General features: G+C 62.9%; 26 protein-coding genes. 10 read left to right on the forward strand and 16 right to left on the reverse strand.

Annotated features, from left to right (window positions below; all coding sequences use genetic code 11):
* Positions 1 to 78: 78 nt before the first annotated feature.
* The 5 genes from acuI to NKH59_RS13905 form a co-directional block, all read right to left on the reverse strand.
* Entirely contained in the window at positions 79 to 1,068 is a 990-nt protein-coding gene (gene acuI / locus NKH59_RS13885; protein ID WP_352539417.1) for an acrylyl-CoA reductase (NADPH), read from the reverse strand.
* Positions 1,069 to 1,119: 51 nt separating this feature from the next.
* Positions 1,120 to 1,596 (reverse strand): signal peptidase II, encoded by a 477-nt coding sequence (gene lspA, locus NKH59_RS13890; protein ID WP_352454178.1) that lies wholly within the window; start codon positions 1,594 to 1,596, stop codon positions 1,120 to 1,122.
* 26 nt (positions 1,597 to 1,622) lie between these two features.
* Positions 1,623 to 2,486 (reverse strand): TrmH family RNA methyltransferase, encoded by an 864-nt coding sequence (locus NKH59_RS13895; protein WP_352539416.1) that lies wholly within the window; start codon positions 2,484 to 2,486, stop codon positions 1,623 to 1,625.
* The gene (locus tag NKH59_RS13900) at positions 2,487 to 3,548 is read right to left on the reverse strand and encodes an RsmD family RNA methyltransferase (protein WP_352539415.1); all 1,062 of its coding nucleotides are present in this window, start codon (positions 3,546 to 3,548) and stop codon (positions 2,487 to 2,489) included.
* A gap of 88 nt (positions 3,549 to 3,636) precedes the next feature.
* On the reverse strand, positions 3,637 to 4,122 hold the full coding sequence (locus NKH59_RS13905; protein WP_352539414.1) for a DUF1772 domain-containing protein: 486 nt from the start codon (positions 4,120 to 4,122) through the stop codon (positions 3,637 to 3,639).
* Between the two features lie 107 nt (positions 4,123 to 4,229).
* Here NKH59_RS13905 and NKH59_RS13910 point away from each other — a divergent pair, with 107 nt between their 5' ends.
* Both NKH59_RS13910 and NKH59_RS13915 read left to right on the forward strand, forming a co-directional pair.
* Entirely contained in the window at positions 4,230 to 4,913 is a 684-nt protein-coding gene (locus NKH59_RS13910) for a helix-turn-helix transcriptional regulator (RefSeq protein WP_352468341.1), read from the forward strand.
* Positions 4,914 to 4,999: 86 nt separating this feature from the next.
* Entirely contained in the window at positions 5,000 to 5,368 is a 369-nt protein-coding gene (locus NKH59_RS13915) for a VOC family protein (RefSeq protein ID WP_352469426.1), read from the forward strand.
* 80 nt (positions 5,369 to 5,448) lie between these two features.
* Here the strand turns inward: NKH59_RS13915 and lhpI are convergent, their stop codons facing one another.
* From lhpI to sppA, 4 genes are all read right to left on the reverse strand, one after another.
* Positions 5,449 to 6,417 carry a bifunctional Delta(1)-pyrroline-2-carboxylate/Delta(1)-piperideine-2-carboxylate reductase gene (gene lhpI, locus NKH59_RS13920; protein ID WP_352539413.1) on the reverse strand — a complete coding sequence of 323 codons (969 nt, stop codon included), beginning with the start codon at positions 6,415 to 6,417 and terminating at the stop codon, positions 5,449 to 5,451.
* Positions 6,418 to 6,450: 33 nt separating this feature from the next.
* Entirely contained in the window at positions 6,451 to 6,783 is a 333-nt protein-coding gene (locus NKH59_RS13925; protein WP_352539412.1) for a LapA family protein, read from the reverse strand.
* Between the two features lie 47 nt (positions 6,784 to 6,830).
* Positions 6,831 to 7,115 (reverse strand): integration host factor subunit beta, encoded by a 285-nt coding sequence (locus NKH59_RS13930; protein ID WP_023675261.1) that lies wholly within the window; start codon positions 7,113 to 7,115, stop codon positions 6,831 to 6,833.
* Positions 7,116 to 7,196: 81 nt separating this feature from the next.
* Complete coding sequence (gene sppA / locus NKH59_RS13935; protein ID WP_352469429.1) at positions 7,197 to 8,153, reverse strand: signal peptide peptidase SppA; 957 nt, start codon at positions 8,151 to 8,153, stop codon at positions 7,197 to 7,199.
* Between the two features lie 306 nt (positions 8,154 to 8,459).
* Between sppA and lptC the strand changes: the two genes are divergently transcribed.
* The 6 genes from lptC to ptsN all read left to right on the forward strand — a co-directional run bounded on the left by lptC (position 8,460) and on the right by ptsN (position 13,710).
* The gene (lptC, locus tag NKH59_RS13940; RefSeq protein WP_023675263.1) at positions 8,460 to 9,173 is read left to right on the forward strand and encodes an LPS export ABC transporter periplasmic protein LptC; all 714 of its coding nucleotides are present in this window, start codon (positions 8,460 to 8,462) and stop codon (positions 9,171 to 9,173) included.
* Positions 9,160 to 9,768: an LptA/OstA family protein gene (locus tag NKH59_RS13945; protein WP_292664963.1), complete on the forward strand. Its 609-nt coding sequence runs from the start codon at positions 9,160 to 9,162 to the stop codon at positions 9,766 to 9,768. Before lptC ends, NKH59_RS13945 begins: the two co-directional genes overlap by 14 nt.
* Positions 9,768 to 10,586 (forward strand): LPS export ABC transporter ATP-binding protein, encoded by an 819-nt coding sequence (gene lptB / locus NKH59_RS13950; RefSeq protein ID WP_292664962.1) that lies wholly within the window; start codon positions 9,768 to 9,770, stop codon positions 10,584 to 10,586. Before NKH59_RS13945 ends, lptB begins: the two co-directional genes overlap by 1 nt.
* A gap of 197 nt (positions 10,587 to 10,783) precedes the next feature.
* Positions 10,784 to 12,310, forward strand: coding sequence for an RNA polymerase factor sigma-54 (gene rpoN, locus NKH59_RS13955; protein ID WP_352469431.1), 1,527 nt, complete (start codon positions 10,784 to 10,786; stop codon positions 12,308 to 12,310).
* A 291-nt stretch (positions 12,311 to 12,601) separates the two neighbouring features.
* Positions 12,602 to 13,186 (forward strand): ribosome hibernation-promoting factor, HPF/YfiA family, encoded by a 585-nt coding sequence (hpf, locus tag NKH59_RS13960; protein WP_023675267.1) that lies wholly within the window; start codon positions 12,602 to 12,604, stop codon positions 13,184 to 13,186.
* 59 nt (positions 13,187 to 13,245) lie between these two features.
* Positions 13,246 to 13,710, forward strand: a complete 465-nt coding sequence (gene ptsN, locus NKH59_RS13965) for a PTS IIA-like nitrogen regulatory protein PtsN (RefSeq protein WP_023675268.1) — start codon at positions 13,246 to 13,248, stop codon at positions 13,708 to 13,710.
* 92 nt (positions 13,711 to 13,802) lie between these two features.
* Here ptsN and NKH59_RS13970 read toward each other — a convergent pair whose 3' ends face one another.
* Both NKH59_RS13970 and NKH59_RS13975 read right to left on the reverse strand, forming a co-directional pair.
* Positions 13,803 to 14,060 (reverse strand): BQ00720 family protein, encoded by a 258-nt coding sequence (locus NKH59_RS13970; protein ID WP_023675269.1) that lies wholly within the window; start codon positions 14,058 to 14,060, stop codon positions 13,803 to 13,805.
* Between the two features lie 63 nt (positions 14,061 to 14,123).
* Positions 14,124 to 14,549, reverse strand: coding sequence for an Hsp20 family protein (locus tag NKH59_RS13975; protein ID WP_023675270.1), 426 nt, complete (start codon positions 14,547 to 14,549; stop codon positions 14,124 to 14,126).
* Between the two features lie 144 nt (positions 14,550 to 14,693).
* Between NKH59_RS13975 and NKH59_RS13980 the strand changes: the two genes are divergently transcribed.
* On the forward strand, positions 14,694 to 15,635 hold the full coding sequence (locus tag NKH59_RS13980; protein ID WP_352469434.1) for a nucleoside hydrolase: 942 nt from the start codon (positions 14,694 to 14,696) through the stop codon (positions 15,633 to 15,635).
* 489 nt (positions 15,636 to 16,124) lie between these two features.
* Here NKH59_RS13980 and NKH59_RS13985 read toward each other — a convergent pair whose 3' ends face one another.
* The 5 genes from NKH59_RS13985 to NKH59_RS14005 form a co-directional block, all read right to left on the reverse strand.
* Complete coding sequence (locus NKH59_RS13985) at positions 16,125 to 16,493, reverse strand: hypothetical protein (RefSeq protein ID WP_352469435.1); 369 nt, start codon at positions 16,491 to 16,493, stop codon at positions 16,125 to 16,127.
* A gap of 52 nt (positions 16,494 to 16,545) precedes the next feature.
* Positions 16,546 to 17,160, reverse strand: a complete 615-nt coding sequence (locus tag NKH59_RS13990; RefSeq protein ID WP_292663261.1) for a LysE family translocator — start codon at positions 17,158 to 17,160, stop codon at positions 16,546 to 16,548.
* Positions 17,161 to 17,262: 102 nt separating this feature from the next.
* Positions 17,263 to 18,723, reverse strand: a complete 1,461-nt coding sequence (locus NKH59_RS13995; protein ID WP_352539411.1) for an amidase — start codon at positions 18,721 to 18,723, stop codon at positions 17,263 to 17,265.
* Positions 18,724 to 18,729: 6 nt separating this feature from the next.
* Entirely contained in the window at positions 18,730 to 19,638 is a 909-nt protein-coding gene (locus NKH59_RS14000) for a ribokinase (protein ID WP_353022184.1), read from the reverse strand.
* A 116-nt stretch (positions 19,639 to 19,754) separates the two neighbouring features.
* A complete protein-coding gene (locus NKH59_RS14005; protein WP_352453988.1) occupies positions 19,755 to 20,648 on the reverse strand; it encodes a methylated-DNA--[protein]-cysteine S-methyltransferase in 894 nt (297 codons plus the stop codon).
* Positions 20,649 to 20,763: 115 nt separating this feature from the next.
* On the opposite strand from NKH59_RS14005, the gene NKH59_RS14010 reads away from it, so the two are divergent.
* A complete protein-coding gene (locus NKH59_RS14010) occupies positions 20,764 to 21,579 on the forward strand; it encodes a class I SAM-dependent methyltransferase (protein WP_352469440.1) in 816 nt (271 codons plus the stop codon).
* The last annotated feature ends 8 nt before the right edge of the window (positions 21,580 to 21,587 follow it).

Raw genomic sequence — 21,587 nt, forward strand, 5'->3', positions numbered from 1 at the left:
TGCCAGACAGAGCTTATCGAAGGTTGTGGTTGATCGCTCGAATTTTACCGGTCGCGCTCTTTTTTTTCCCTTGGGGGCTCACATATCCACCACCACGCGGCCGCGGATCTTACCCTCGACGATGTCATGCGCGGCGCCGATGATGCCGTCGAAGCCGATGCTCGTCGAAAGGCTGGCAAGCTTTGCGTGGTCGAGATCGGCGCCGATACGGCGCCAGGCCTCGAGGCGGACCGCCTTCGGCGCCATCACCGAATCGATGCCGAGCAGCGAGACGCCGCGCAGGATGAAGGGCGCGACGCTTGCCGGCAGGTCCATGCCGCCGGCGAGGCCGCAAGCGGCAACGGCGCCGCCATAGGAGGTCATCGATAGAACGTTGGCCAGCGTGTGGCTGCCGACCGCATCGACGCCGCCGGCCCAGCGTTCCTTGGCGAGCGGTTTTGCGGGCTGGGCAAGCTCGTCGCGTGAAATCACTTCCGCGGCGCCGAGGTCGATCAGATAGGGGCTTTCGGCAGCACGGCCGGTCGAGGCGATGACGTGATAGCCGAGGCTGGACAGGATCGAGACCGCGACCGAGCCGACGCCACCGGCAGCGCCGGTCACCGCCACCGGGCCGCGATCGGGCACGATGCCGTGGCGCTCCAGCGCGATGACGCAAAGCATGGCGGTGTAGCCGGCGGTGCCGACCGCCATCGCATCATGCGGGCTCATGCCGTCCGGCAACGGCACCAGCCAGTCGCCCTTGACGCGGGCGCGCCCTGCAAAGGCGCCGAAATGCGTCTCGCCGACGCCCCAGCCGTTCAATATGACCTTGTCACCCTTGCGCCAGTCAGGATTGGAAGACGAGATGACGGTGCCGGCGAAATCGATGCCCGGCACCAGCGGCCAGTGGCGGATCACCGGCGCCTTGCCGGTAATTGCAAGACCGTCCTTGTAGTTCACCGTCGTCGCCTCGACCGCGACGGTGACGTCGCCCTCCATCAGGTCTGCCTCGGTAAGCTCGGTCACCGCGACCGACTGGTTTTTCTCGGCGTCACGCGAAACGAGGATGGCTTTGAAGGTTTCGGGCATTTTTTCTCCTCGGGCTTGCAGATCAGAATGTGTGGCGCCAGGCGAGTGAGGTCAATCGCTCGACGCTCCGCGCCGCCAGCCAATGAGTTCGTCGAAGACGACCAGCACCGCACCAACCGAAATGAAGGCGTCGGCGAGGTTGAAGATCGCGAAGGACCAGACCGGCGTATGGAACAGGACATAGTCGATGACATGACCGTAGATTGCGCGATCAATCAGGTTGCCGAGCGCGCCGCCGACGATCAGTGCGAAGCCGATGCGGGCAAGCAGGTGGCCGGGCGGCGTGCGGGCCGCAAGATAGAGCACGAAAGCGACCACCAGAACCGCGACGACCACCAGGCCGGTGTCGCCGAAGGACGAAAACAGCGAGAACGCGATGCCGGTGTTGTAGGTGCGGTACAGCGCCAGGAACGGAAGCAGGTCGAGCCGTTCCTGAAAGGCAAGACCGGTTTCGACTAGGTATTTCACCCACTGGTCGAGCGCTATCGCGGCGACGACCAGAAGAGCATACGGCCTCCAGGACTTCATGGTTTGCAGTTTCACGGTTTGAGATGTCACGATCTGGCGTCCTCCGGGCCGAGCTTCAGCGCGCCGCGCCGGATCTCGAACAGCATGACGCCGGTGGCCACTGCAAGGTTGAGCGAATCGGCGCGGCCGGCCTGCGGTATCCGCAGCAGTTTGTCGCAGCTTGCGGCAAGCTCGTCAGGCAGGCCTTGCTGCTCGTTACCCATCATCAAAAGCACCGGGCCCTTTGAAAAATCGACCGAGCGGTAGTCGACCGCACCCTTCAGGTGGGTGCCGGCGACGAGGCCGGGGAAGCTCGTTCGCCAGGCGAGAAAAGCTTCGGGCGACGCCTTGGCGACCGGCACGGCGAAAATCGAGCCCATGGTGGCGCGCACCGTTTCGACCGAAAAGGGATCGGTGGTCTCGCCGACCAAGATGACGCCCCTGGCCCCGACAGCGTCGACCGTGCGGATGACGGTGCCGAGATTGCCGGGGTCGCGGACGCGGTCGAGCGCCACCCAGACGTCGCCGTCACGGGCGCGGATGTCCTTCAACGGCAGGTATTTCTGCGAGAACACGCCGACGACCATTTGCGGATTGTCGCGGCGGGTGATGGCGACCAGCACTTTTTCCGAAACTTCAAGGACGGTGCCGCCAGCGGCGACCGTGCGCGCCGCGACCTTTTCAACCGCCATATTGCCACGTCCGGCCTTGGCGAAGACCAGTGTCCTGATCGACCAGCCGAGATCGAGCGCGTCGATGACCAGCTTCAGGCCTTCGGCCATGAAGGAATTCTGCTGGTCACGGAATTTCTTCAGCGCGAGCGCCTTGATGTCCTTGACCAGCGGGTTGGCGAGGCTGGTGACTTCCTTCACCTGCCCTGGCGCGCCCGCGTGCCGTTCGTACGCACTCATTCAGGCCACCCAGCGCGAGAACAGCGAGGTCGAAAGCGCCCGACCGGCAGATTTCTCGCGGATGATCAATTCACCCGACTCGACCGTGCCGCCCATGCCGGCGAAGGTGTCGCGCATCAGGGCATGGATGGCGAAAAAAGAGGCGCGGATCGAATAGGCGGTCAGTACCACGGCGAGCGGCTTCGGCGTCAGGATCGTGCGGCAGATATCGGTCAGCGCCGGCAGGTCCTCGAACAGCTGCCAGACCTCGCCTTTCGGTCCGCGGCCATAGGCGGGCGGGTCGAACAGGATGATGTCGTAGCGGCTGCCGCGGCGCTCCTCGCGTTCGGCGAATTTCACGGCATCGTCGACGATCCAGCGGATCGGCTTTTGCGACAAGCCCGCCATTTCCTGGTTTTCGCGCGCCCAGCCGATCGCCTTCTTGGAAGCATCCACGTGGGTGACCTCGGCGCCGGCACGCGCCGCCACCAAGGAGGCAAGGCCGGTGTAACCGAACAGGTTCAACACCTTCACCGGCCGTTTTGCCGCCGCGATCAGTCCGGCCATGTGGTCCCAGTGCGAGGCCTGCTCGGGAAAGACGCCGACATGGCGAAACGAAGTGAAGCGGCCGAGATAATCTATGCCGTCATGCTTCATCGGCCAGGTCTCGCCGAGCGGCGTCTTGGGGAAGCGCCAGCGGCCGATGCCTTCCTCGTCGGTATCGCCGGTGAAAATGGCGTCGGCGCGCTCCCAGTCCCTGGCCGGCAAAGCCTTTTGCCAGATCGCCTGGCCCTCCGGCCGAACGATGCGGTAGGGGCCGTATTGCTCGAGTTTTTCTCCGGCGCCGCTGTCGAGCAACGCGTAGTCCTGATTGGGGCCGACCTCGAGGATCAGCGGCAGATGTTCGGCAGGCAGCGCGCCATCGCGACGGGATAGAGGGCGCGGCGCGGCTTTCGGCTCGGACCGGTCCTGCAGTTTAGGCTCCGAACCGGCGGTCAGGCCGGCGTCGCGCCGCCGCGGCTGCTCCGCCCCGCCCTTCGGGGGCGGGCGGCTGTCGCGGCGTTTGTCGCGAAAAGGTTTCAAGAAGGCGCATCTCCGGACGGCGGCTCGCCGCTTCTGCCACAGCACATTGACCGGCGCAACAAAAGGGCTGCCGACGTGTGCAACCGGATCAGCCGCGCCTGATCGACAGCAGGCCGACTGCGAGCGCTATGAAACCAACGGCCTTGAAGCCGGTGACGACCATATGGCCGGTTTCCCAACTGCTCCGGATACTTTCGAAATTGTCCGGGATCGGTCCAGGCACCCAGGTGGCCAGGACATCGTTTGCCGGTTTGACCAGGGTAAACCACGCCACGAGGGCCATCAGATAAAGCACGGTGGCGGCCAAAATCCACCAGAATGCCGGGCGGTCACTGCGCAGCATCCAGGCGAGAAGCCCCGGACAGGCGATCGCGGCCACGTCCAGCGGTGCGCCGACAATCGCGAAGAATTGGAACTGAGCGTTGAAGACAGTGGTTTCACGCCAGAGCGAAGGCGGCCAACTGGTCAGCCGCGGCACCGATTCCAGCACATGGGCGAAGGATGGTCCGAGGCTGAGCGCAGCGACGATGGCGGTCAAAACCGACCAGAACAACAGGAACCCGCGCATATCCATAGTGGCCAGACAACGGCGTCAGGACGCAGACGTTCCCGTCCGCCACCCATGTCGCTTGCCGCCGAAAGCGCTGGGGCTCTATCGTGATTGAAACCAGGTCATGATTCATGTCCCGTGCTGAACGCCTGCTCGACCTGATCCAGATCCTGCGCCGGCATCGCCGGCCAGTCAGCGGCCGCAGCCTTGCGGGCGAAATGGGTGTGTCGATCCGCACGCTCTATCGCGACATCGCCACGCTGCAGGGGCAGGGCGCGCCGATCGAGGGTGAGGCGGGGTTGGGTTACGTGCTCAGGCCCGGTTTCATGCTGCCGCCCTTGATGTTCACCGATGAGGAGATCGAGGCGATCGTGCTCGGTTCGCGCTGGGTGGCCAAGCAGCCGGACTGGCGGCTTGCGAACGCCGCCACCGACGCGCTGGCCAAGATCGCCGCGGTGCTGCCGGACGATTTGCGCGAAGAGCTCGATGCCTCGACGCTGCTGGTCGGGTCGCGCACCGAGGTCACCGAAGGCATCGATCTCGGTGTGGTGCGGCAGGCCATCCGCGAGGAGCGCAAGCTGAGCTTTGTCTATCGCGACGCCGGCGGCGCTGCCTCCGAGCGCACCGTCTGGCCGTTCGCACTCGGCTTCTTCGACAAGGTGCGCGTCGTCGCGGCCTGGTGCGAGATGCGCCAGGATTTCAGGCACTTTCGCGCCGACCGGATATCCGGCCTCAATGCCACCGAGATGCGCTATCCGCGCCGCCGTCAGGTGCTGCTCAAAGAATGGCGGGCGACGCTCGACACGCCAAGCTAAGGCTGCTGCTCAGTTGAGACTGCTGCCAGAATCTGGCAGTGGCGTACGGTATGCTCCTCCAGTCGAAACCATCGGGAGAGCAGTTCATGACACCGCCCAATTTCGTCATCCTCTATGTCGACAAGCCTGAGCAAAGCGGCGCCTTCTATAGCGCGCTGCTTGGGCGGCAGCCGGTCGAGACCTCGCCGACCTTCGTGCTGTTCGTGCTCGACAACGGCTTCAAGCTCGGCCTCTGGTCGCGTCACACCGTGGAACCGGCCGCCGCGGCAGCAGGCGGTGGCGCCGAGATCGTCTTTGCGCTGGACACGCCGGAGGCGGTCGATGCCACCTACACCGATTGGGCCGGACGGGGTCTGAAAATCCTGCAGAGCCCGACCGACATGGATTTCGGCCGGACCTTCGTCGCGCTCGATCCCGACAATCATCGGCTAAGGGTCTACTGGCAAAGGGAGTAAGGCAGTAGGGCAGTAGGGGAGTACGTGACAGGAAATATAGCTGGCGCGGCGCCGCACGATCAGTGCGGTTTCCTACTGCCCTACTGCCCTACGCTTGCGCGATACACGCCAATGCCGGCGGCGAGGTCCTCGAGGGCTGCGCCGACCGACTTGAACAGCGTGATCTCGTCGTCGTTCTGCCGGCCTTTTTTCTGGCCGCGCGTGAGTTCATAAAGGTCGGCGACGATGGCTTCCGGCTTCAACACGCCGGAGGCCAGCGGCTGGACGATGTCACCCGCCTCTTTGGCGGCGCCAGCGCGGGTGTCGACATAGACGCGGGCCCGCGCAACCGTGTCGTCGTCGCTTTCGCGCATCGCCGGAGTGAAGCCGCCGACGAGGTCGACATGCGTTCCGGGTCGCAACAAGGCGCCCTTGACCAGCGGCTCGGTGGTGATCGTCGCCGAGGAAATGATGTCGGCCTGGCCTAGTTCGGCGTCGAGATCGCCTGCGGCTTCGGCCGCAAAACCTTCCGCACGCAATCTTGCAGCGACCTTTTCGGCATTGGCCGGCGTGCGGTTCCAGATGCGGATGCTGGTGATCGGCCGCACAGCCGAATGCGCCTTCGCCAGGAACGGCGACAGCGCGCCGGCGCCTACCACGAGCAGCCGCGAGGCGTCCTCGCGGGCCAGGTAGGAGGCGGCCAGCGCCGAGGCGCAGGCCGTGCGCCACTGCGTCAGCCGCTGGCCGTCGATCATGGCCTGCGGCTCGCCAGTGGCGCCGTCGAGCAAGAGGTAAAGGCCCATCACCGCGGGTTTTCCGACAGCGTTGTTGTCGGGCGACACGGTGACGATCTTGATGCCGATGTGACCGCCGGCGGAGGTGCCAGCCGTGTTGAAGTCGGTCCAGGCCGGCATCAAAAGCAGCGTTGAAGCGGCGCCGTCGGGCCGCTCTATCGTATGATGGTGCCTCACCGGCTGTACGGCGCCATCGCGAAACGCGGCGCGCAGCGTCTCGATCAGTCCGGGAAAGGTCAGCGCGCTATCGACCTCGGCGGCCGAAATGGTCAGCATGAAAGGCTCCGCGAAAGATATGTCAGCGACGCTTCAGTTTGTCGGCTTCGGCAAAGCCGGGCCTCGAGGCGCGGCAGGCGCGCGGCTTACCGCCTGGCGCAGATTCTCGGCCTCGGCACCGCGCTGGCGCGCCAGCTTGCGATAGCGCCCCTGCTTGATCCAGGTCGCCAGGCTGCCGACGATCATGCCGATGGCAAGGGCAAGGAACAGGAATATGAACAGCGGCAAGGTCAGCGTCAGCGCCGGGTTGCCCGGATTGAACGGGTCGAGCGTGAAGGCGACCGGTTCGCGGTTGGCAACGGCCAGCGCGATCAGGATGACGGCCAGCGGCACGAAGACCACGATGAGGATTAAGCGATTGAACATGTTTTTCCGTAGGGACTGCTGCCGGAGCGGGACGGCGGGCGCGGCGCCTATTTGCCTCCGTTCAGCCTTTCACGCAATTCCTTGCCGGTCTTGAAGAACGGTACCCATTTCTCCTCGACCTCTACGGATTCGCCGGTGCGCGGGTTGCGGCCGGTGCGGGCAGGGCGATTTTTCACCGAAAACGCGCCGAAGCCGCGCAACTCGACCCGGTTGCCCTCGGCAAGCGCGTCGGTGATTTCATCGAAGATGGCGCTGACAATGTTTTCGACGTCGCGCAGGAAAAGATGCGGATTACGCGTGGCGATGATCTGCACAAGTTCGGATTTGATCATGAAAAGGCTCCCCGTAAAAGCAGTGCCGCCGAAATTATCAGAATGATTTTATTTGGTTTTTCACTCGTCCCAGGCGGTTCCTCAAGGGTGCCAGACGGAAACGAGACCGTCAAGAAACAAGCGGTCCGCTCCAATTTCGTGAAGGACGTCGCCGTCATGGCCGGCCAGGCCAAGCGCAGCACCGACGGTCTGCGCCATCGCTTTGGAGAACAGGAAACCGCCGCGTTTTTCCGTGTCCTTCCATTCCACCACCTTGAGCTTGGCATCGACGCCCTTGCCTGCAAGCCAGTCGATCGCTTCGGCCTCGCCGCCGACCGCGTCGATCAATCTGTTGGTGACCGCCTGCCGGCCGGTGAAGATCGACCCGTCTGCGAGCGCCAGCACCTCCGGCTTGGTCATGTTGCGGCGCTCGGCGACGATGCCGACGAACCAGTCGTAGCTGTCGAGGATGAGCTTGCGGACCATGGCGCGCTCATCGTCATTGGTCGGCTTGAAGGGAGAAGGCGAGGCCTTCAAGGGCGAGGATTTCACCTCCTCCAGCTTGACGCCGAGCTTGTCCATGAGGCCGCTGACGTCCGGGTACTGAATCAGCACGCCGATCGAGCCGACGATCGAGGATTTGCGTGCGACAATATGGTCGGCCGCGGTGGCGATCATATAGCCCGCCGAAGCCGCGAGCGTGCCGACCTCGGCCACCACCGGCTTGTCTGCGGCAAGCTTGCGCACTGCCTCATAGATCGATTCGCCACCGACGGTGGTGCCGCCGGGTGAATCGATCGACAGGATCACAGCCTTGACGCGCGGCGACTGACGGATTGCCTCCAGCCGCTTGATCAGTTCTTCGTCTTCGGTGATGGTACCTTCGATCTTGACCTTGGCGATGTGGTCGACAGCCGCGCCGGTGAAGTCGTCACCATAGATCCATGCCGAGAAGGCGATCAGTCCGGCTGCCGCGACGATAATCGCCGCAACACGCCAGAATGTCAGCTTGCGGCGCAAGCGGCGGCGGTCGATCAGGTCGTCGGCTCTCAATACCATGGTCAGCCTCGTAGTCGGTGGGAGCAGATGCTTTTAAAGCAACCATTCGCGCCCGGCTACCGTTTCCTGACGGCCTTGCGCCAAAGGCCGTTAGGCATTCGCGGCAAGCCTCAACCTGTCTCGTTCCACAGGCCCTAACACTGTGCGCCCATATCTGGTATGAGGTACAGGCTGCGCTGGGGCCATTTTCATTGTACAGGGGCGGCTGTCACATTTTTGCGGTTTTCCTCGGCTTGTGCTTGCTTGAGGGCGCCGGCACCCCACCTATAGGGCGGCCTGGCGGGCAGGGGTTTAGAAGAAGCAGTCATGTTAGCGGGACCAATCGAACCGACCAACACCGAGACGGAGTTGGCTCCCAAGGCCGCAGGCCGGGCGCGGGTCGACGCGTTTGACGTTGCGCAGCGTCATTCGCGCCGGGTCCGTATCCTCAAGCTGGCCGTGCCGCTGGTCGCTGCCGTGATTGCGGTCGCGTTTCCCGTCTATTCCTATCTCATGGCTCCCGCTGCAATCGAGGTGCAGGCCGACGGCGGCGCCTTTGCCGATGGCAAGCTGGTGATGGCCAACCCCAAGCTCAACGGCTTCACCAAACAGAACCTGCCCTATTCGATGACAGCCCTGCGCGCCATACAGGATGTCAGCAAACAAGGCATCATCGATCTGGAAGGCATCAAGGCCAAGCTGCCGATTGCGGCCGACAACACGGCCGCCATCGATGCCACGCACGGCACCTATGATCGCGACGGCAACACGCTCAGCCTGACCAGCGATGTGACCGTGTCGACCACGGATGGTGTGGTGGCAAAATTCAAATCAGTCTATCTCGACATGGGCGAAGGCACTATGAAGACAAGCGAGCCCGTCGATGTCAGCCGCGGCGGGTCGCGGATCAGGGCGGATTCGATGTCGGTCCAGGACAATGGCAAGGTCCTGGTTTTCGAGAACAAGGTGCGCGTCGACATCGATCCCGCCAGTTTGAAGGCGGCAGAGGCAAAGAGCGGAGAGACCAATGCGGTTCAGTAGTTCGGCACGGCGCCTCGCCGCGATTTCGGCGTTGACGCTCGGGTTGCCCTTGGGGCTGACCTTCGGGACGGCGCCGTCGCTGGCGCAATCCAGTGCCACCAGCCAAATGTCCGGCCTCAGGCTGTCGGGCGACAAGCCTATCCAGATCGAAAGCGACAAGCTCGAGGTGCGCCAGGCGGAAAGCGTCGCCGTCTTCACCGGCAACGTCAACGTCGTCCAGGGTCCAACCGTGCTCAAGGCCGGCAAAATGACGGTCTATTACGTCAGGGATGCAGGCGCCGCTAAAGGCGCCCAGCCCGCGGGTGCCGCGGCAATGACCGGATCCGCCAACATCGACCATCTCGAGGTCGACGATAAGGTCTACATCAAATCGGACAATCAGGTTGCCACCGGCGACCGCGGCACCTTCGACATGAAGACCGAAGTGCTGGTGCTTTCGGGCAGCAAGGTCGTGCTCTCGCAAGGCGATAACGTGCTTGTCGGCTGCAAGCTTACCGTGCAGATGAAGAGCGGCCTTGCCCAGGTCGACGCTTGCGGCGGCCGCGTCATGATGTCGATCACGCCGCCGGCGAAGTCTGGAGCAGCGAAACCCTGATGACCGGCATATCGTCGCTGCTGGCGCGTCTTCCAGGGCGCGCCGCCAGCAAACTTGCGGCACCGGCCAGGGTCACCGTCGAAGCGGCAAAGTTCAAGGGAACCTTGATCGCCAAGGGGCTGACCAAAAGCTACAAGGGCCGCAAAGTCGTCAGCGGCGTGACGCTGGGCGTGCGCGCCGGCGAGGCGGTTGGGCTGCTCGGCCCCAACGGCGCCGGCAAGACGACCTGTTTCTACATGGTAACCGGCCTGGTGCCGGTCGATGAAGGCACGATCGAAATCGACGGTTTCGACGTCACGTCGATGCCGATGTATCGCCGCGCCCGTCTCGGCATCGGCTATCTGCCGCAGGAAGCGTCGATTTTTCGCGGCCTGAATGTCGAGCAAAACATCCGGGCCGTGCTCGAGGTCGTCGAAAAGAGCCGCAAGGAGCGTGAGCGCCTGCTCGACGAATTGCTCGAGGAATTTCACATCAGCCATCTGCGCAAGGCTCCGTCGCTGTCGCTCTCCGGCGGTGAGCGGCGACGCCTCGAAATTGCCCGCGCCTTGGCAACCCGCCCCGCCTATATGCTGCTCGACGAACCTTTCGCCGGCATCGATCCGATCGCCGTCGCCGACATCCAGCAACTCGTGCGCCACTTGACGGCACGTGGCATCGGCGTTCTGATCACCGACCACAATGTCCGCGAGACACTTGGCCTGATCGACCGCGCCTACATCATCCATGCCGGCCAGGTGCTGACCCATGGTCGAGCCGACGAAGTGGTCGCAAATGCCGACGTGCGGCGGCTTTATCTCGGCGAGGGATTTACACTCTAAATGCGAAATTCCGGTTCGAACGGGATTTCCGGCGTAGTCCAACAGCTTTTTCTTCAATTTTCTGCCTGAAAACGCGTCGGCAGGCGAGTTTTACCGCTCCTCGCCTTGACAAGCAAAAGCCGGGCCAGTTTCTATGCTGGCCTGGAAAATTCCTTCCAGCAGTGCGGGTGCGTAGACGGGGCGTTTGAAACCGAACCATGGCGTTGGCGGCAAAACTACAGCTACGACAGTCGCAGTCGCTGGTGATGACGCCGCAGCTGATGCAGTCGATCCGCCTGCTGCAGTTCACCCATCTCGAGTTGGAACGCTTCATCGACGACGAGATCGAACGCAATCCCTTGCTGGAACGCGCCGAACCGCAGGAGGACGCCGCCAGCGACCAGGCGCAGAAGGGCGACGCCGCATCGGAACCGGCTGCCGACGGCGACTGGTTCGAGGCGGAAACGGCATGGAGCGCCGAGGCGATCTCGGAAAAGCTCGATACGTCGCTGGAAAACCTGTTTCCTGACGATCCTGGTACGAGCGAGCGGCTCGGGCCCGACCTGACGGCACAATGGAAATCGGCGTCCGGCAATGGTTCCACCTCTTCCTCCGACGGCTTCGACGTCGCGGATATGGCGGCGGCGGCCATCACGCTGCGCGACCATGTCGGCGAGCAGGTGGCGCTCGCCTTTGCCGATCCGGCGGCGCGCCTGATCGCCGGCGAGCTTGCCGACGGCCTCGACGAGGCCGGCTACATGCGTGCCGATATGGCCGAGATCGCCGCCCGCCTCGGCGCGGACGCCACGGCGATGGCAACGGTCCTGGCGGTCTGCCAGACATTCGAGCCCGCCGGCATATTCGCCCGCGACCTCGCCGAATGCCTGTTGCTGCAGCTGGCCGTGCGCGACCGGCTCGATCCGGCGATGAAGGCGCTGATCGCCAATCTCGAACTCCTGGCACGGCGCGATTTCCAGACGCTGAAGCGGATTTGCGGCGTCGACGAAGAGGATCTGCTCGACATGCTGGCCGAGATCCGGGCGCTCGACCCACGGCCGGGAATGGCGTTTTCGCGCGGTGCCAGCGATGCGATCGTGGCCGACATCGAGGTGCGTGCAGCCAATGACGGCAGCTGGACGGTCGAGCTCAATGCCGAGACGCTGCCGCGCGTGCTGGTCGATCACATCTATTTCGCCCAGGTCACGCCACATGCGAAAAACCAGGCGGAAAAGGATTTCCTTGCCGAATGCCTGCAGAACGCCAACTGGCTCACGCGCAGCCTCGACCAGCGGGCGAAGACCATTCTCAAGGTGGCCTCTGAGATCGTGCGCCAGCAGGACGCTTTTCTCGTCCACGGCGTGCGGCACCTGAAGCCGCTCAACCTGCGCACGGTGGCGGACGCCATCGGCATGCACGAATCAACGGTCAGCCGGGTCACGGCAAACAAATACATGCTGACGCCGCGCGGCGTGTTCGAGCTGCGCTATTTCTTCACCGCCTCGATCGCTTCGTCAGGTGGCGGTGATGCGCATTCGTCGGAAGCGGTGCGCGACCGCATAAAGCAGCTGATCGACGAGGAGAAAGCCATCGATGTGCTTTCCGACGATGCCATCGTGGACATGCTGCGGGAAAGCGGCGTCGACATCGCCAGGCGCACGGTGGCCAAATACCGGGAAGGCATGAACATACCCTCTTCGGTGCAGCGGCGGCGCGAAAAACGCGCTTTGGCCAGCGCCGGCCGTTGATCTCCGGCGGAATTTCCACAGCTTTCGCCCTTCATTGACAAGCGGCGACGAAGTGGCTAGAAGCCCGCCCGCATGGGACGGGCTGGCGAGTGGATTTGAGTTCGCCGATGCCCGCACGAGAGATGGTCCGTCACGATGTAGGCCACGGGACGGCCAAGAAGGCGGCTTGTGATCAACCGGAAAGTTCGGATCTAAAATCGGCGCAAGTGACGCCGCAAAAGCTTGTGCGCGCGGACCACGAGTATAAACTCGGGACAGTTTGAAGCCTGAGCAAGGAAGGTCAGTTTTCAGATGACACTGCGCATATCGGGAAAACACATGGATATCGGCGATGCGTTCCGTACGCGCATCAACGACCGTGTCGGGGAAGTGATCGGGAAATATTTCGATCGGGGCTTTTCAGGGCAAATCGTAGTCGTCAAATCGGGGTCGCGCTACACGGCCGATTGCATGATCCGGCTGGACTCCGGTGCTTCGCTGCAGGCGACCGGCGATGCCCAGGATCCAACGCTTGCCTTCGATACCGCGGCGGACCGTCTGGAAACACGCCTCAGGCGCTACAAGCGCCGGCTGAAGTCGCACAATTCAGGCAATAGCAACGGCGAGCTCACCGACGTCGCCTATACGGTGATGGCGCCGCTTGCCGACGACGAGGAGGACATACCGGAGAATTTCGCGCCGGCCATCGTCGCCGAATCGACCATGACGCTGCGGACCATGTCGGTGGCGTCAGCGGTGATCGAACTCGACACCAAGGACAGCCCGGTCCTGGTCTTCCGCAATGCCGGAAACGACCATCTCAACATCGTCTATCGCCGGCCGGACGGGAATATTGGCTGGATCGACCCGTCCACGGCCAAGGTCGCGCAGGGGTAAAAACCAGCCGCACGCGAGCGTGGGGACTGGCGACGGCAGGCGAACAAGGGATTTCAAGCATGGATCTGAGCGATCTCGTCAGCGTTCCGGCAATCATGCCGGCGTTGAAGGCGAACTCCAAAAAGCAGCTGCTGCAATTGCTGTCCGAAAGGGCGGCGGCGATTTCCGGCATTCCGGAGCGAGAGGTGTTCGACACCATCCTGCAGCGCGAGCGGCTCGGCTCCACCGGCGTCGGCAACGGCATCGCCATTCCGCACGGCAAGCTGGCCGGGGTGAAGCGGATCGCCGGCGTTTTTGCCCGGCTGGAGACACCGGTGGACTTCGAGGCCCTCGATGATCAGCCGGTCGACCTGGTGTTTCTGCTTTTGGCTCCCGAAGGCGCCGGCGCCGACCACCTCAAGGCGCTGTCGCGCATTGCGCGGGTGCTGCGCGACGCCGACACGGTTGCCAAGATCAGGGGCACGCGCGACGCCGTAGCCATCCACGCGCTGCTGTCGGACACACAGGCCTCGCACGCCGCCTGAGGTTTTGATTAAATCCGTTGAAGGGCCGCCGTGAGCGGCCCTGTCCGTTTCCAACCAGATCGCTGCGCCGTATTTGTCAGTGGATAACGACGTTAGTGGATAGCGACCGGGGTCAGATCGTTTTCCAGCGCGCCAGCCAGTGCCCGGTCGCGAGCGTCCGAAAGCAGGATCGGCTGGCCATTGGCGGCAAACAGGGCCCACAGTTCCAGCCCGGGCGCGATTTCGCCGAGGCCCGGGAAACGGCCGCGCAGATCGTCGCTCGACACTTTCCTGAGATAGGCGACAGAACCTTCGCCGAGATGGGCGAATTCGCCGCTGGTCATGATGATATTTTCGTTAGTTCTGGTCATTTCAAGCCTCCTTGCCGCGAGATGCCGCTCAAGGCCATCCCGCATGAGAGCTATCGGCAAAAATCAGTCTTTCACCGATATGTTTATTTTTCGTACCAGCCGTTCGGATTCCGGCCGATCGAGATCGATCGACAGAAGGCCGTTCTTCAATTCCGCCGCAATCACCCGCATGCCGTCGGCCAGCACGAAACAGCGCTGAAACTGGCGCGCGGCGATGCCGCGGTGGAGGAATTCGCGCTCGGTGTCGTCGTTCTGACGGCCGCGCACGACCAACTGGTTCTCCTCCGTTGTGACATCGAGATCGCTTTCCGCGAAACCGGCGACGGCGAGCGTGATACGCAGCCTTTCGGTTTTGCCGTCGGCACCGCTGAGGCGCTCGATGTTGTAGGGAGGATAGCTGTCACCGGACTTTGCCAACCGCTCCAGCGTCTTTTCCATGGAATCGAAACCGAGGAGAAGCGGGCTGGAAAAAGGCGTCATTCGGCTCATGTTACAGTGTCCTCTCAAGAGCGACATAAAGTGGAAAAACCCGGATGGCATTTTTCCCGATGGTCTTGATATGGTCCGCCGCCCGGCAGACTTCAAGCCGTCACACGTCCCGCCCAAAAAGACTTGCCAAAACAAGGAATTGAAATGCCCCAATCCCGCAGGATCATCATCGACACTGACCCCGGCCAGGACGATGCCGTCGCCATATTGCTGGCGCTGGGCAGCGCCGAGCTGGAGATCGTCGGCATCACCGCGGTGGCCGGCAACGTGCCGCTGAAACTTACCGAAAAAAACGCCCGCAAGATCTGCGAGCTGGCCGGCCGGCCGGACGTCAAGGTCTATGCAGGCGCCATCCGGCCGCTGGCGCGCGAACTCGTCACCGCCGAGGAAGTGCATGGCAAGACCGGCCTCAACGGGCCGCAACTGCCCGAACCAAAGATGAAACTGCAGGACGAGTATGCGGTTGATTTCATCGTTGAGACGCTGATGAACGAGGAGAGCGGCACGATCACGCTGTGCGCGCTCGGGCCGCTCACCAACGTTGCGCTGGCGCTGATCCGCGAGCCGAAAATCGCGCCGCGCATCAAGGAAATCGTGCTGATGGGCGGCGGCTTCTTCGAGGGCGGCAACGTCACGCCGACCGCCGAGTTCAACATCTATGTCGATCCGCATGCTGCCGATGTCGTGTTCAAATCCGGCATTCCGATCGTGATGATGCCGCTCGACGTCACCCACAAGGCGCTGACCACCGCCAAGCGTACGAAGGCCTTCCGCAAGCTCGGCACCAGGGTCGGCACGGCCACCGCGGACATGCTGGAATTCTTCGAACGTTTCGACGAGGAGAAATACGGTACCGACGGCGGCCCGCTGCACGATCCTTGCGTGATCGCGTATCTGCTGAAGCCGAAGCTGTTCAAGGGGCGCAACTGCAATGTCAGCGTGGAAACCGCCTCGGAGCTCACCATGGGCATGACGGTGATCGACTGGTGGGGGGTGACCAAGCGGCCGAAGAACGCCATGGTGATGCGCGACATCGACCATGATGCGTTTTTCGCGCTGTTGCTGGAACGGCTGGGGCGGCTTTAGGGCTGCTCAGTAGTTGAGCAGGCGGTAGGTGGTGGTACCGTCCTGGCGTTGTTGTTCTTCGATCGAGACTTCCGATCCAATCATGTGGGGTGTTCCACCTCACCATCGACAAATATCCGAGCGTTGCCCTCATAGAGGCGGACTTCATATCTATAATAAAGTCCATGTCCGACGGAACCCCTCGGATTTAGAGGCATCGTCGCAACATCTTCGACGGTGCCTCCTACGAGTTGTGTGCCAGTGATCGGACTGTTCTGCCTGGTTACAATCGGCACAGCGATCGCGAGAGCGAGCGCACACAAGATTGCGGTGCCAACAACTCTGTCGCGAAACTCTTCCCGAAGCAAAAGAATGCGGGTTCTAAGAGAAAGATTTGCCGGCCCCATACCTTAGAGTTGAGTAGCATAGGGGCTTTGTTCAAGAGCGATTCCCCGAAAAAGCCATGTCACTCGCGTCACCTTTGAAAACAGCTTATCGATCGATCGTCGTTCAATTTGCAAACCGGTAAAAGACGAAGCCATTGTCGCGCGTGACGCGCTCGATGCCTACGCGCGAGCCGATCAGATGCGGGAGGTCGTCGTAAACGAGGACCGTCGAACCGTTCTCAAGGACCAGCAGATATTGGATATTGCGCCCTTTACCCTGTCCACTTTTGATCGTCGCATCGACCGGGTCGACCGATCGGATCGGACTTGCGTCATTCGCCCATTTGTTCAGAGCCGACGGAACCATCGCCGCGAACAAAGCGATGAACAGGATCACGCCAAACGCGTTCCTTTTCAAATCCGCGTAACTCCACGGCATAGACATGAATCCCCAACTGTTGATCCATGTGGTGGCCTGAAGGCCGACTTTCAATCGGCTTTCCTATTCCAGGATGTTGCTGTTGGCGTCGCCGGGCTCGCGGCCGTTACTTCGCCTTGGAAAAGGCCAGCCACAGGCCGCCGCCGACCAGGAAGCTGCCGCTGATCCTCGACAAGAGCTTGACGCGGCCGGCCGACAGCAGGCGTCCGGCGCGGCCGGCGGCCAGCGCGTAGGTCGAATCCGAGACTGCGGCGAAGATCATCGCGGTGAGACCCATGACGCCGATCTGTAGTGCGTAATTGCCTTCGGGAGCGATGAACTGCGGAAAGAAGGCGCCGAAGAACACTAGCGTCTTTGGATTGCTGATCGCCACCAGCAGGCCCTGCAGGAAGAAGCCGCCACGTGGCCTTTTTGCCGTTCCGTCGGCGTTCAGCTTGCCTTTCGAGCGGAACATCTGCACGCCCATCCAGATCAGGTAGGCGGCGCCGATCAGCCGGACCCACTCGAACCAGTGGCCCATGCCCGCGATCAGCGAAGTCAATCCGATGCCGACGATGGCGATCATGATGGCTAGCCCGGCCTGGGTGCCGGCGACATTGGCGAGCCCTGCGCGCGAGCCGTGGCGGATGCTGTTGGCAATGATCAGCGTCACCGTCGGCCCCGGCACCAGGATGATGACGATGCAGGCGACGACATAGGTGGCGTAGAGTTCCAACGACATTTTTCCCTCCACAGATGCCGCTCGTGCGGCGCGCTGTCGCGATCAATGCATGGCGATGAGTTGCGTGCAAGCCGGCGAGGCGCCGACAATGCGGAGTTGATTTCAGCAGGCGCCGGCCTGCCATGGCAGCGTTGTCTCATAGGCGGCAGCCGCCCTCAGCACGGAGAGGTCACCGCGCGGCCGCCCGATCAATTGCATGCCCATTGGCCTGCCCCTGGCGTCGAAGCCCGCCGGCACATTGATCGCCGGGCAGCCGCCCAGCGTGGCGAACGCTGAAACCTGCATCCAGCGATGATAGCTGTCCATGGCACGCCCGGCCACTTGCCTTGGCCAGTGGGTGACGACATCGAAGGGAAAGACCTGTGCGGCTGGCAGCGCAATCAGGTCGAAACGTTCGAAGAGCGACAGCAGCATTCGATGCCAGGACGAGCGCCTCACAGTGGCGGCGTGGATCTGCGGCGCGGTGAGGCGCAGTGCATGTTCCACCTCCCACACGGCCTCCGGCTTCAGCAGGCTGCGTTTCGAGGGATCGTCGTAATGCGCCTTGAGCGCACAACCGCTGCTCGCCTGGCGAAGCGTTACAAAGGCTTGCCACAGCGCTTCGAAGTCGAATTCCGGTATCAGCGGCTCGGCCTCGAAGGATACATCCGCGAACCGGCCGAGTGCTGCCTCGCAAAGCTGTAGTATGCCTGCTTCAACCGGCAGATGGCCTTCGAGATCGCCGAGCCAGGCGATGCGCCCGCCGGCCGCCGGTGCTTCCAGCCCTTCGAGGAACGAGCCTGGCTTATCATGCGACAGCGGCGCGCGAGGATGATAGCCGGCCTGAACGTCGAGCAGCAACGCCATGTCACGCACGCTACGCCCCATCGGCCCTTCGACGCCCATTTGCGCAAGAAACACATCAAGGTCAGGGCCGGCCGGCACCAATCCCTGCGATGGACGGAAGCCATAGACATTGTTGTAGGCAGCGGGATTGCGCAGGGAACCGCCAAAATCGCTGCCATCGGCAACGGGAACCATGTCGAGCGCCAGCGCGACCGCCGCACCGCCGCTCGAGCCGCCGGCGGTCAGCGCCGGGTCAAATGCGTTGAGCGTCTGTCCGAACACGGTGTTGTAGGTGTTGGAGCCGAGCCCGAATTCGGGAACGTTGGTCTTGCCGATGATGATCGCGCCGGCCTTGCGGACGCGCTCGACGAAGAAGTCGTCTTCCTCAGGCACAAAATCGGCGAAGATCGGCGAGCCGAAGGCGGTTCTCAGGCCTTTTGTCAGCGCAAGATCCTTGATCGCGATCGGCAGGCCGAACAGCGATCCGGTATCTCCTCCTCGCGCCAGATGAGCGTCAGCGCTGTTGGCCTCGCGCAGGATGTCGGCACGCTCACGCAATGAAACGATAGCGTTGACCAGCGGGTTCACCGCCTCGATCCTGTCGAGGAATGCCGCGACGACTTCGCGCACCGAAAGCTGCCGGCGCCTGATCTTCCCGGCAAGCGCCACGGCAGACAGGCGGCAGATGTCGCCGGCGGGCGGCACCGCGTGCTTCGTCGTCGGGCGCATGGCTGTCATCCCGCTTTAGCCTGCAGATTTCTGCAGGGCGGCATCGACGTCCCTGGCCAGCGGGATGGCCGGCTGTGCACCGGCTTTCAGGCAGGCCAGCGAACCGGCTGCGGCAGCGCGGGCTAGCGCCTGGTCGAGCGGCAGGCCGGCTGCCAGCCCGGCTGCAAAATAGCCGCAGAACGTGTCGCCGGCACCGACCGTGTCGAGCGGGGTGATCTTCAGCGCCGGAACCATCAGGAGATCGTCCGGCGTTGCCGCCAGAACGCCGTCCGAGCCAAGCGTGACGACGATGGTGCGGCCGGTTCTCGCGGCATAGTCGCGCATCCGTGCCGGGCGGTCGCGGCCATTCAACGACAGCGCCTCGCCATAGAGGTCGAACTCGGTTTCGTTGGCGACGAGATAGTCGGCCTTGCCGAGGAAGCCGGCCGCGTCGCCATGGAAAGGTGCGGTGTTGAGCACGGTGATCGCGGCGGCCGTGCTTGCCGCGTCGAGTGCTGCCTCGACGGTCTGCAGCGGGATCTCCAGTTGCAGCAGCACGACGTCGCCGTTTTTTACGAAAGCCTTGGAAAGGTCACCCGGCACGACCGAATCATTGGCGCCCGGCACAACGGCGATCACGTTCTCGCCGTCGGCGCCGACCATGATCAACGCGGTACCGGTCGAGGCAAAGGTCTCGCCGACGCCGGACAGGTCGATCTTGCCGTCGCGCAGCAGCGCCAGAGCGTCGCTGGCGAAGCTGTCCTTGCCGACCGCGCCGACCATGCGCACCTTGGCGCCGGCGCGGGCGGCGGCCACCGCCCGGTTGGCGCCCTTGCCGCCGGGGGCAGTAGCGAAACCGGAGCCGCGCACGGTCTCGCCGGGGCCGGGCAAGCGGTCGACACTGGCGATGAGATCGAGATTGATGGAGCCGATGACGACGATCAAGTAGTGCCTCCCGCTAGCGCATACCACTCTAATTGCGCGGGAAGCTACTCCGTAAGATCGCTGCTTGTCACCCTAGCGGTCCTTGCATCGCTCCAATCGTTCCATTCGTTGGCTATTCAAGAAGAGACCTGTCCCGCCTCCCAGCCGAGGATGGCGCGTTTGCGGGTCAGACCCCAATGGTAGCCGGTGAGTGCGCCGGACTTGCCGAGAGCCCGGTGGCACGGCACGACGAAGGACATCGGATTGGCACCGACCGCGGCACCGACAGCCCGGCTGGCACTCGGTGCGCCGATGCGCGCGGCGATCGAGGAATAGGTGCAGGCCTGGCCCATCGGAATGCGCAGCAAGGCCTCCCAGACACGGACCTGGAAGTCTGTGCCGATCATGACAACGCGCAGCGGCTGGTCGGCGCGCCACAGCGACGGATCGAAGATGCGCGCGGCATAGGGTGCCGTCGCCGCCATGTCCTCGACATAGGTCGCATTCGGCCAGCGGCTGGACATGTCGGCAAAGGCCGCACGCTCGCCGCCGGGGTCGTTGAAGGCGAGGCCGGCAAGGCCGCGGTCCGTCACCATGATCAGCGCGATGCCGAAAGGCGAGATATGATAGCCGTAGCGGATGGTGAGCCCTGCGCCGCGGGTCTTGTAATCGCCCGGCGACATCGCTTCGTGGGTGACGAACAGATCGTGCAGCCGGCCTGGGCCGGACATGCCGAGTTCGAACGAGGTTTCAAGCAGCGGCATGCCGGCATCGAGCAGCTTGCGCGCATGATCGAGGGTGACGGCCTGCAGAAAAGCCTTGGGCGACAGGCCGGCCCAGCGGGTGAACAGCTTCTGCAGCCCGGTCGGCGTCTCGCCGACCTCCTCGGCCAGCACTTCCAACGAAGGCTGGTCGCGATAGTCGAGGCTGATCTTTTCGATGGCACGACGGACGATTTCGTAGTCTCCACCTTCAGGCGTGATGTCTTTCTGAAGGATTGCTGTCGTTTTGAGAGGCATTTGGGCGTTCATGGCAGTATCTCCTTGAGTGCGAATATCGTCCTTCGCGGCGCCGATCACCACCCGAAACTTGCTTTCCCGCGGCATGTACCCAGATAGAGCTGGGCTTTGAATGGGGAGGACGGTCGTGGCTGGTGAAAAAGTAAACCTGACCGGGGCAAAGGAGACTTTGCTTTTGACACTTTACGGCAAGGCGCTGGAGAGCCGGCTGCCCAATTCGCTGCTCAGGGACTACTTTGCCGACGAGGCGGTGCGCAACATCGACTATGATTTCTCACGGCTCAAGGTCGACAACAATCTCGGCGTCGGTCTAGCAATCAGGGCAAAGACGCTGGACGTCTGCGTTCAGGACTTTCTCGCCCGAAATCCTGACGCCATCGTACTGCATCTCGGGTGTGGGCTCGATACGCGCGTATTCCGTATCGATCCGCCAGCCGGCGTGGACTGGTTCGACGTCGACTATCCCGAAGTCATCGACCTCAGGCGCAAGCTCTATCCCGTGCGGGATCACTACCACCTGATCGCTTCGTCGGTCACCGAACCGGGATGGCTGAACGAAGTACCTCGGGATCGCCCGGCCATAGTCGTGGCGGAAGGCCTGACTCCCTACCTGGGCGCCGAAGAGGGGCAGCAACTGTTTTCTCGTTTGGTGGGACATCTTTCGAGCGGCGAACTGGTTTTCGATGCCTATAGTCGCCTGGGCCTGAAGATCATTCGCCTCAATTCCTCCTTCCGCGCCACCGGTGCCGAGGTCCATTGGAGCATCGAGAACCCGCATGAGTTGGAGCGAGCCGTTCCGAAGCTGCGGTTCGTCGAGGACATCCCTGCCTATAAGCCGGAACATGCCGCTCGCATGCGCTGGTTCGCGAAACTGTTTGTTCGCCTTTGGAAATACATTCCAGCATTGCGCAAGATCGGCAGGCTGTTGCGCTATCGGTTCTGAAACGCTGG

The sequence above is a fragment of the Mesorhizobium sp. M0998 genome (genome assembly GCF_040318885.1).
Classification (GTDB): Bacteria; Pseudomonadota; Alphaproteobacteria; order Rhizobiales; family Rhizobiaceae; genus Mesorhizobium.

Bases quoted from the DNA above. Each gene is read 5' to 3' on its own strand.
- NKH59_RS13990 (WP_292663261.1), bottom strand. From the start codon at position 17,160: ATGTCGTTGGAACTCTACGCCACCTATGTCGTCGCCTGCATCGTCATC.
- NKH59_RS13910 (WP_352468341.1), top strand. From the start codon at position 4,230: ATGTCCCGTGCTGAACGCCTGCTCGACCTGATCCAGATCCTGCGCCGG.
- NKH59_RS13895 (WP_352539416.1), bottom strand. From the start codon at position 2,486: ATGAGTGCGTACGAACGGCACGCGGGCGCGCCAGGGCAGGTGAAGGAA.
- lhpI (WP_352539413.1), bottom strand. From the start codon at position 6,417: ATGCTGACCATTTCGGCCGCCGAGGTCGATAGCGCGCTGACCTTTCCC.
- lspA (WP_352454178.1), bottom strand. From the start codon at position 1,596: ATGAAGTCCTGGAGGCCGTATGCTCTTCTGGTCGTCGCCGCGATAGCG.
- ptsN (WP_023675268.1), top strand. From the start codon at position 13,246: ATGGATCTGAGCGATCTCGTCAGCGTTCCGGCAATCATGCCGGCGTTG.
- hpf (WP_023675267.1), top strand. From the start codon at position 12,602: ATGACACTGCGCATATCGGGAAAACACATGGATATCGGCGATGCGTTC.
- sppA (WP_352469429.1), bottom strand. From the start codon at position 8,153: ATGGTATTGAGAGCCGACGACCTGATCGACCGCCGCCGCTTGCGCCGC.
- NKH59_RS13945 (WP_292664963.1), top strand. From the start codon at position 9,160: ATGCGGTTCAGTAGTTCGGCACGGCGCCTCGCCGCGATTTCGGCGTTG.
- NKH59_RS13915 (WP_352469426.1), top strand. From the start codon at position 5,000: ATGACACCGCCCAATTTCGTCATCCTCTATGTCGACAAGCCTGAGCAA.
- NKH59_RS13905 (WP_352539414.1), bottom strand. From the start codon at position 4,122: ATGGATATGCGCGGGTTCCTGTTGTTCTGGTCGGTTTTGACCGCCATC.
- lptB (WP_292664962.1), top strand. From the start codon at position 9,768: ATGACCGGCATATCGTCGCTGCTGGCGCGTCTTCCAGGGCGCGCCGCC.
- rpoN (WP_352469431.1), top strand. From the start codon at position 10,784: ATGGCGTTGGCGGCAAAACTACAGCTACGACAGTCGCAGTCGCTGGTG.
- NKH59_RS14005 (WP_352453988.1), bottom strand. From the start codon at position 20,648: ATGAACGCCCAAATGCCTCTCAAAACGACAGCAATCCTTCAGAAAGAC.
- NKH59_RS13930 (WP_023675261.1), bottom strand. From the start codon at position 7,115: ATGATCAAATCCGAACTTGTGCAGATCATCGCCACGCGTAATCCGCAT.
- acuI (WP_352539417.1), bottom strand. From the start codon at position 1,068: ATGCCCGAAACCTTCAAAGCCATCCTCGTTTCGCGTGACGCCGAGAAA.
- NKH59_RS13975 (WP_023675270.1), bottom strand. From the start codon at position 14,549: ATGAGCCGAATGACGCCTTTTTCCAGCCCGCTTCTCCTCGGTTTCGAT.
- NKH59_RS13925 (WP_352539412.1), bottom strand. From the start codon at position 6,783: ATGTTCAATCGCTTAATCCTCATCGTGGTCTTCGTGCCGCTGGCCGTC.
- NKH59_RS13995 (WP_352539411.1), bottom strand. From the start codon at position 18,723: ATGACAGCCATGCGCCCGACGACGAAGCACGCGGTGCCGCCCGCCGGC.
- NKH59_RS13970 (WP_023675269.1), bottom strand. From the start codon at position 14,060: ATGACCAGAACTAACGAAAATATCATCATGACCAGCGGCGAATTCGCC.
- NKH59_RS13980 (WP_352469434.1), top strand. From the start codon at position 14,694: ATGCCCCAATCCCGCAGGATCATCATCGACACTGACCCCGGCCAGGAC.
- lptC (WP_023675263.1), top strand. From the start codon at position 8,460: ATGTTAGCGGGACCAATCGAACCGACCAACACCGAGACGGAGTTGGCT.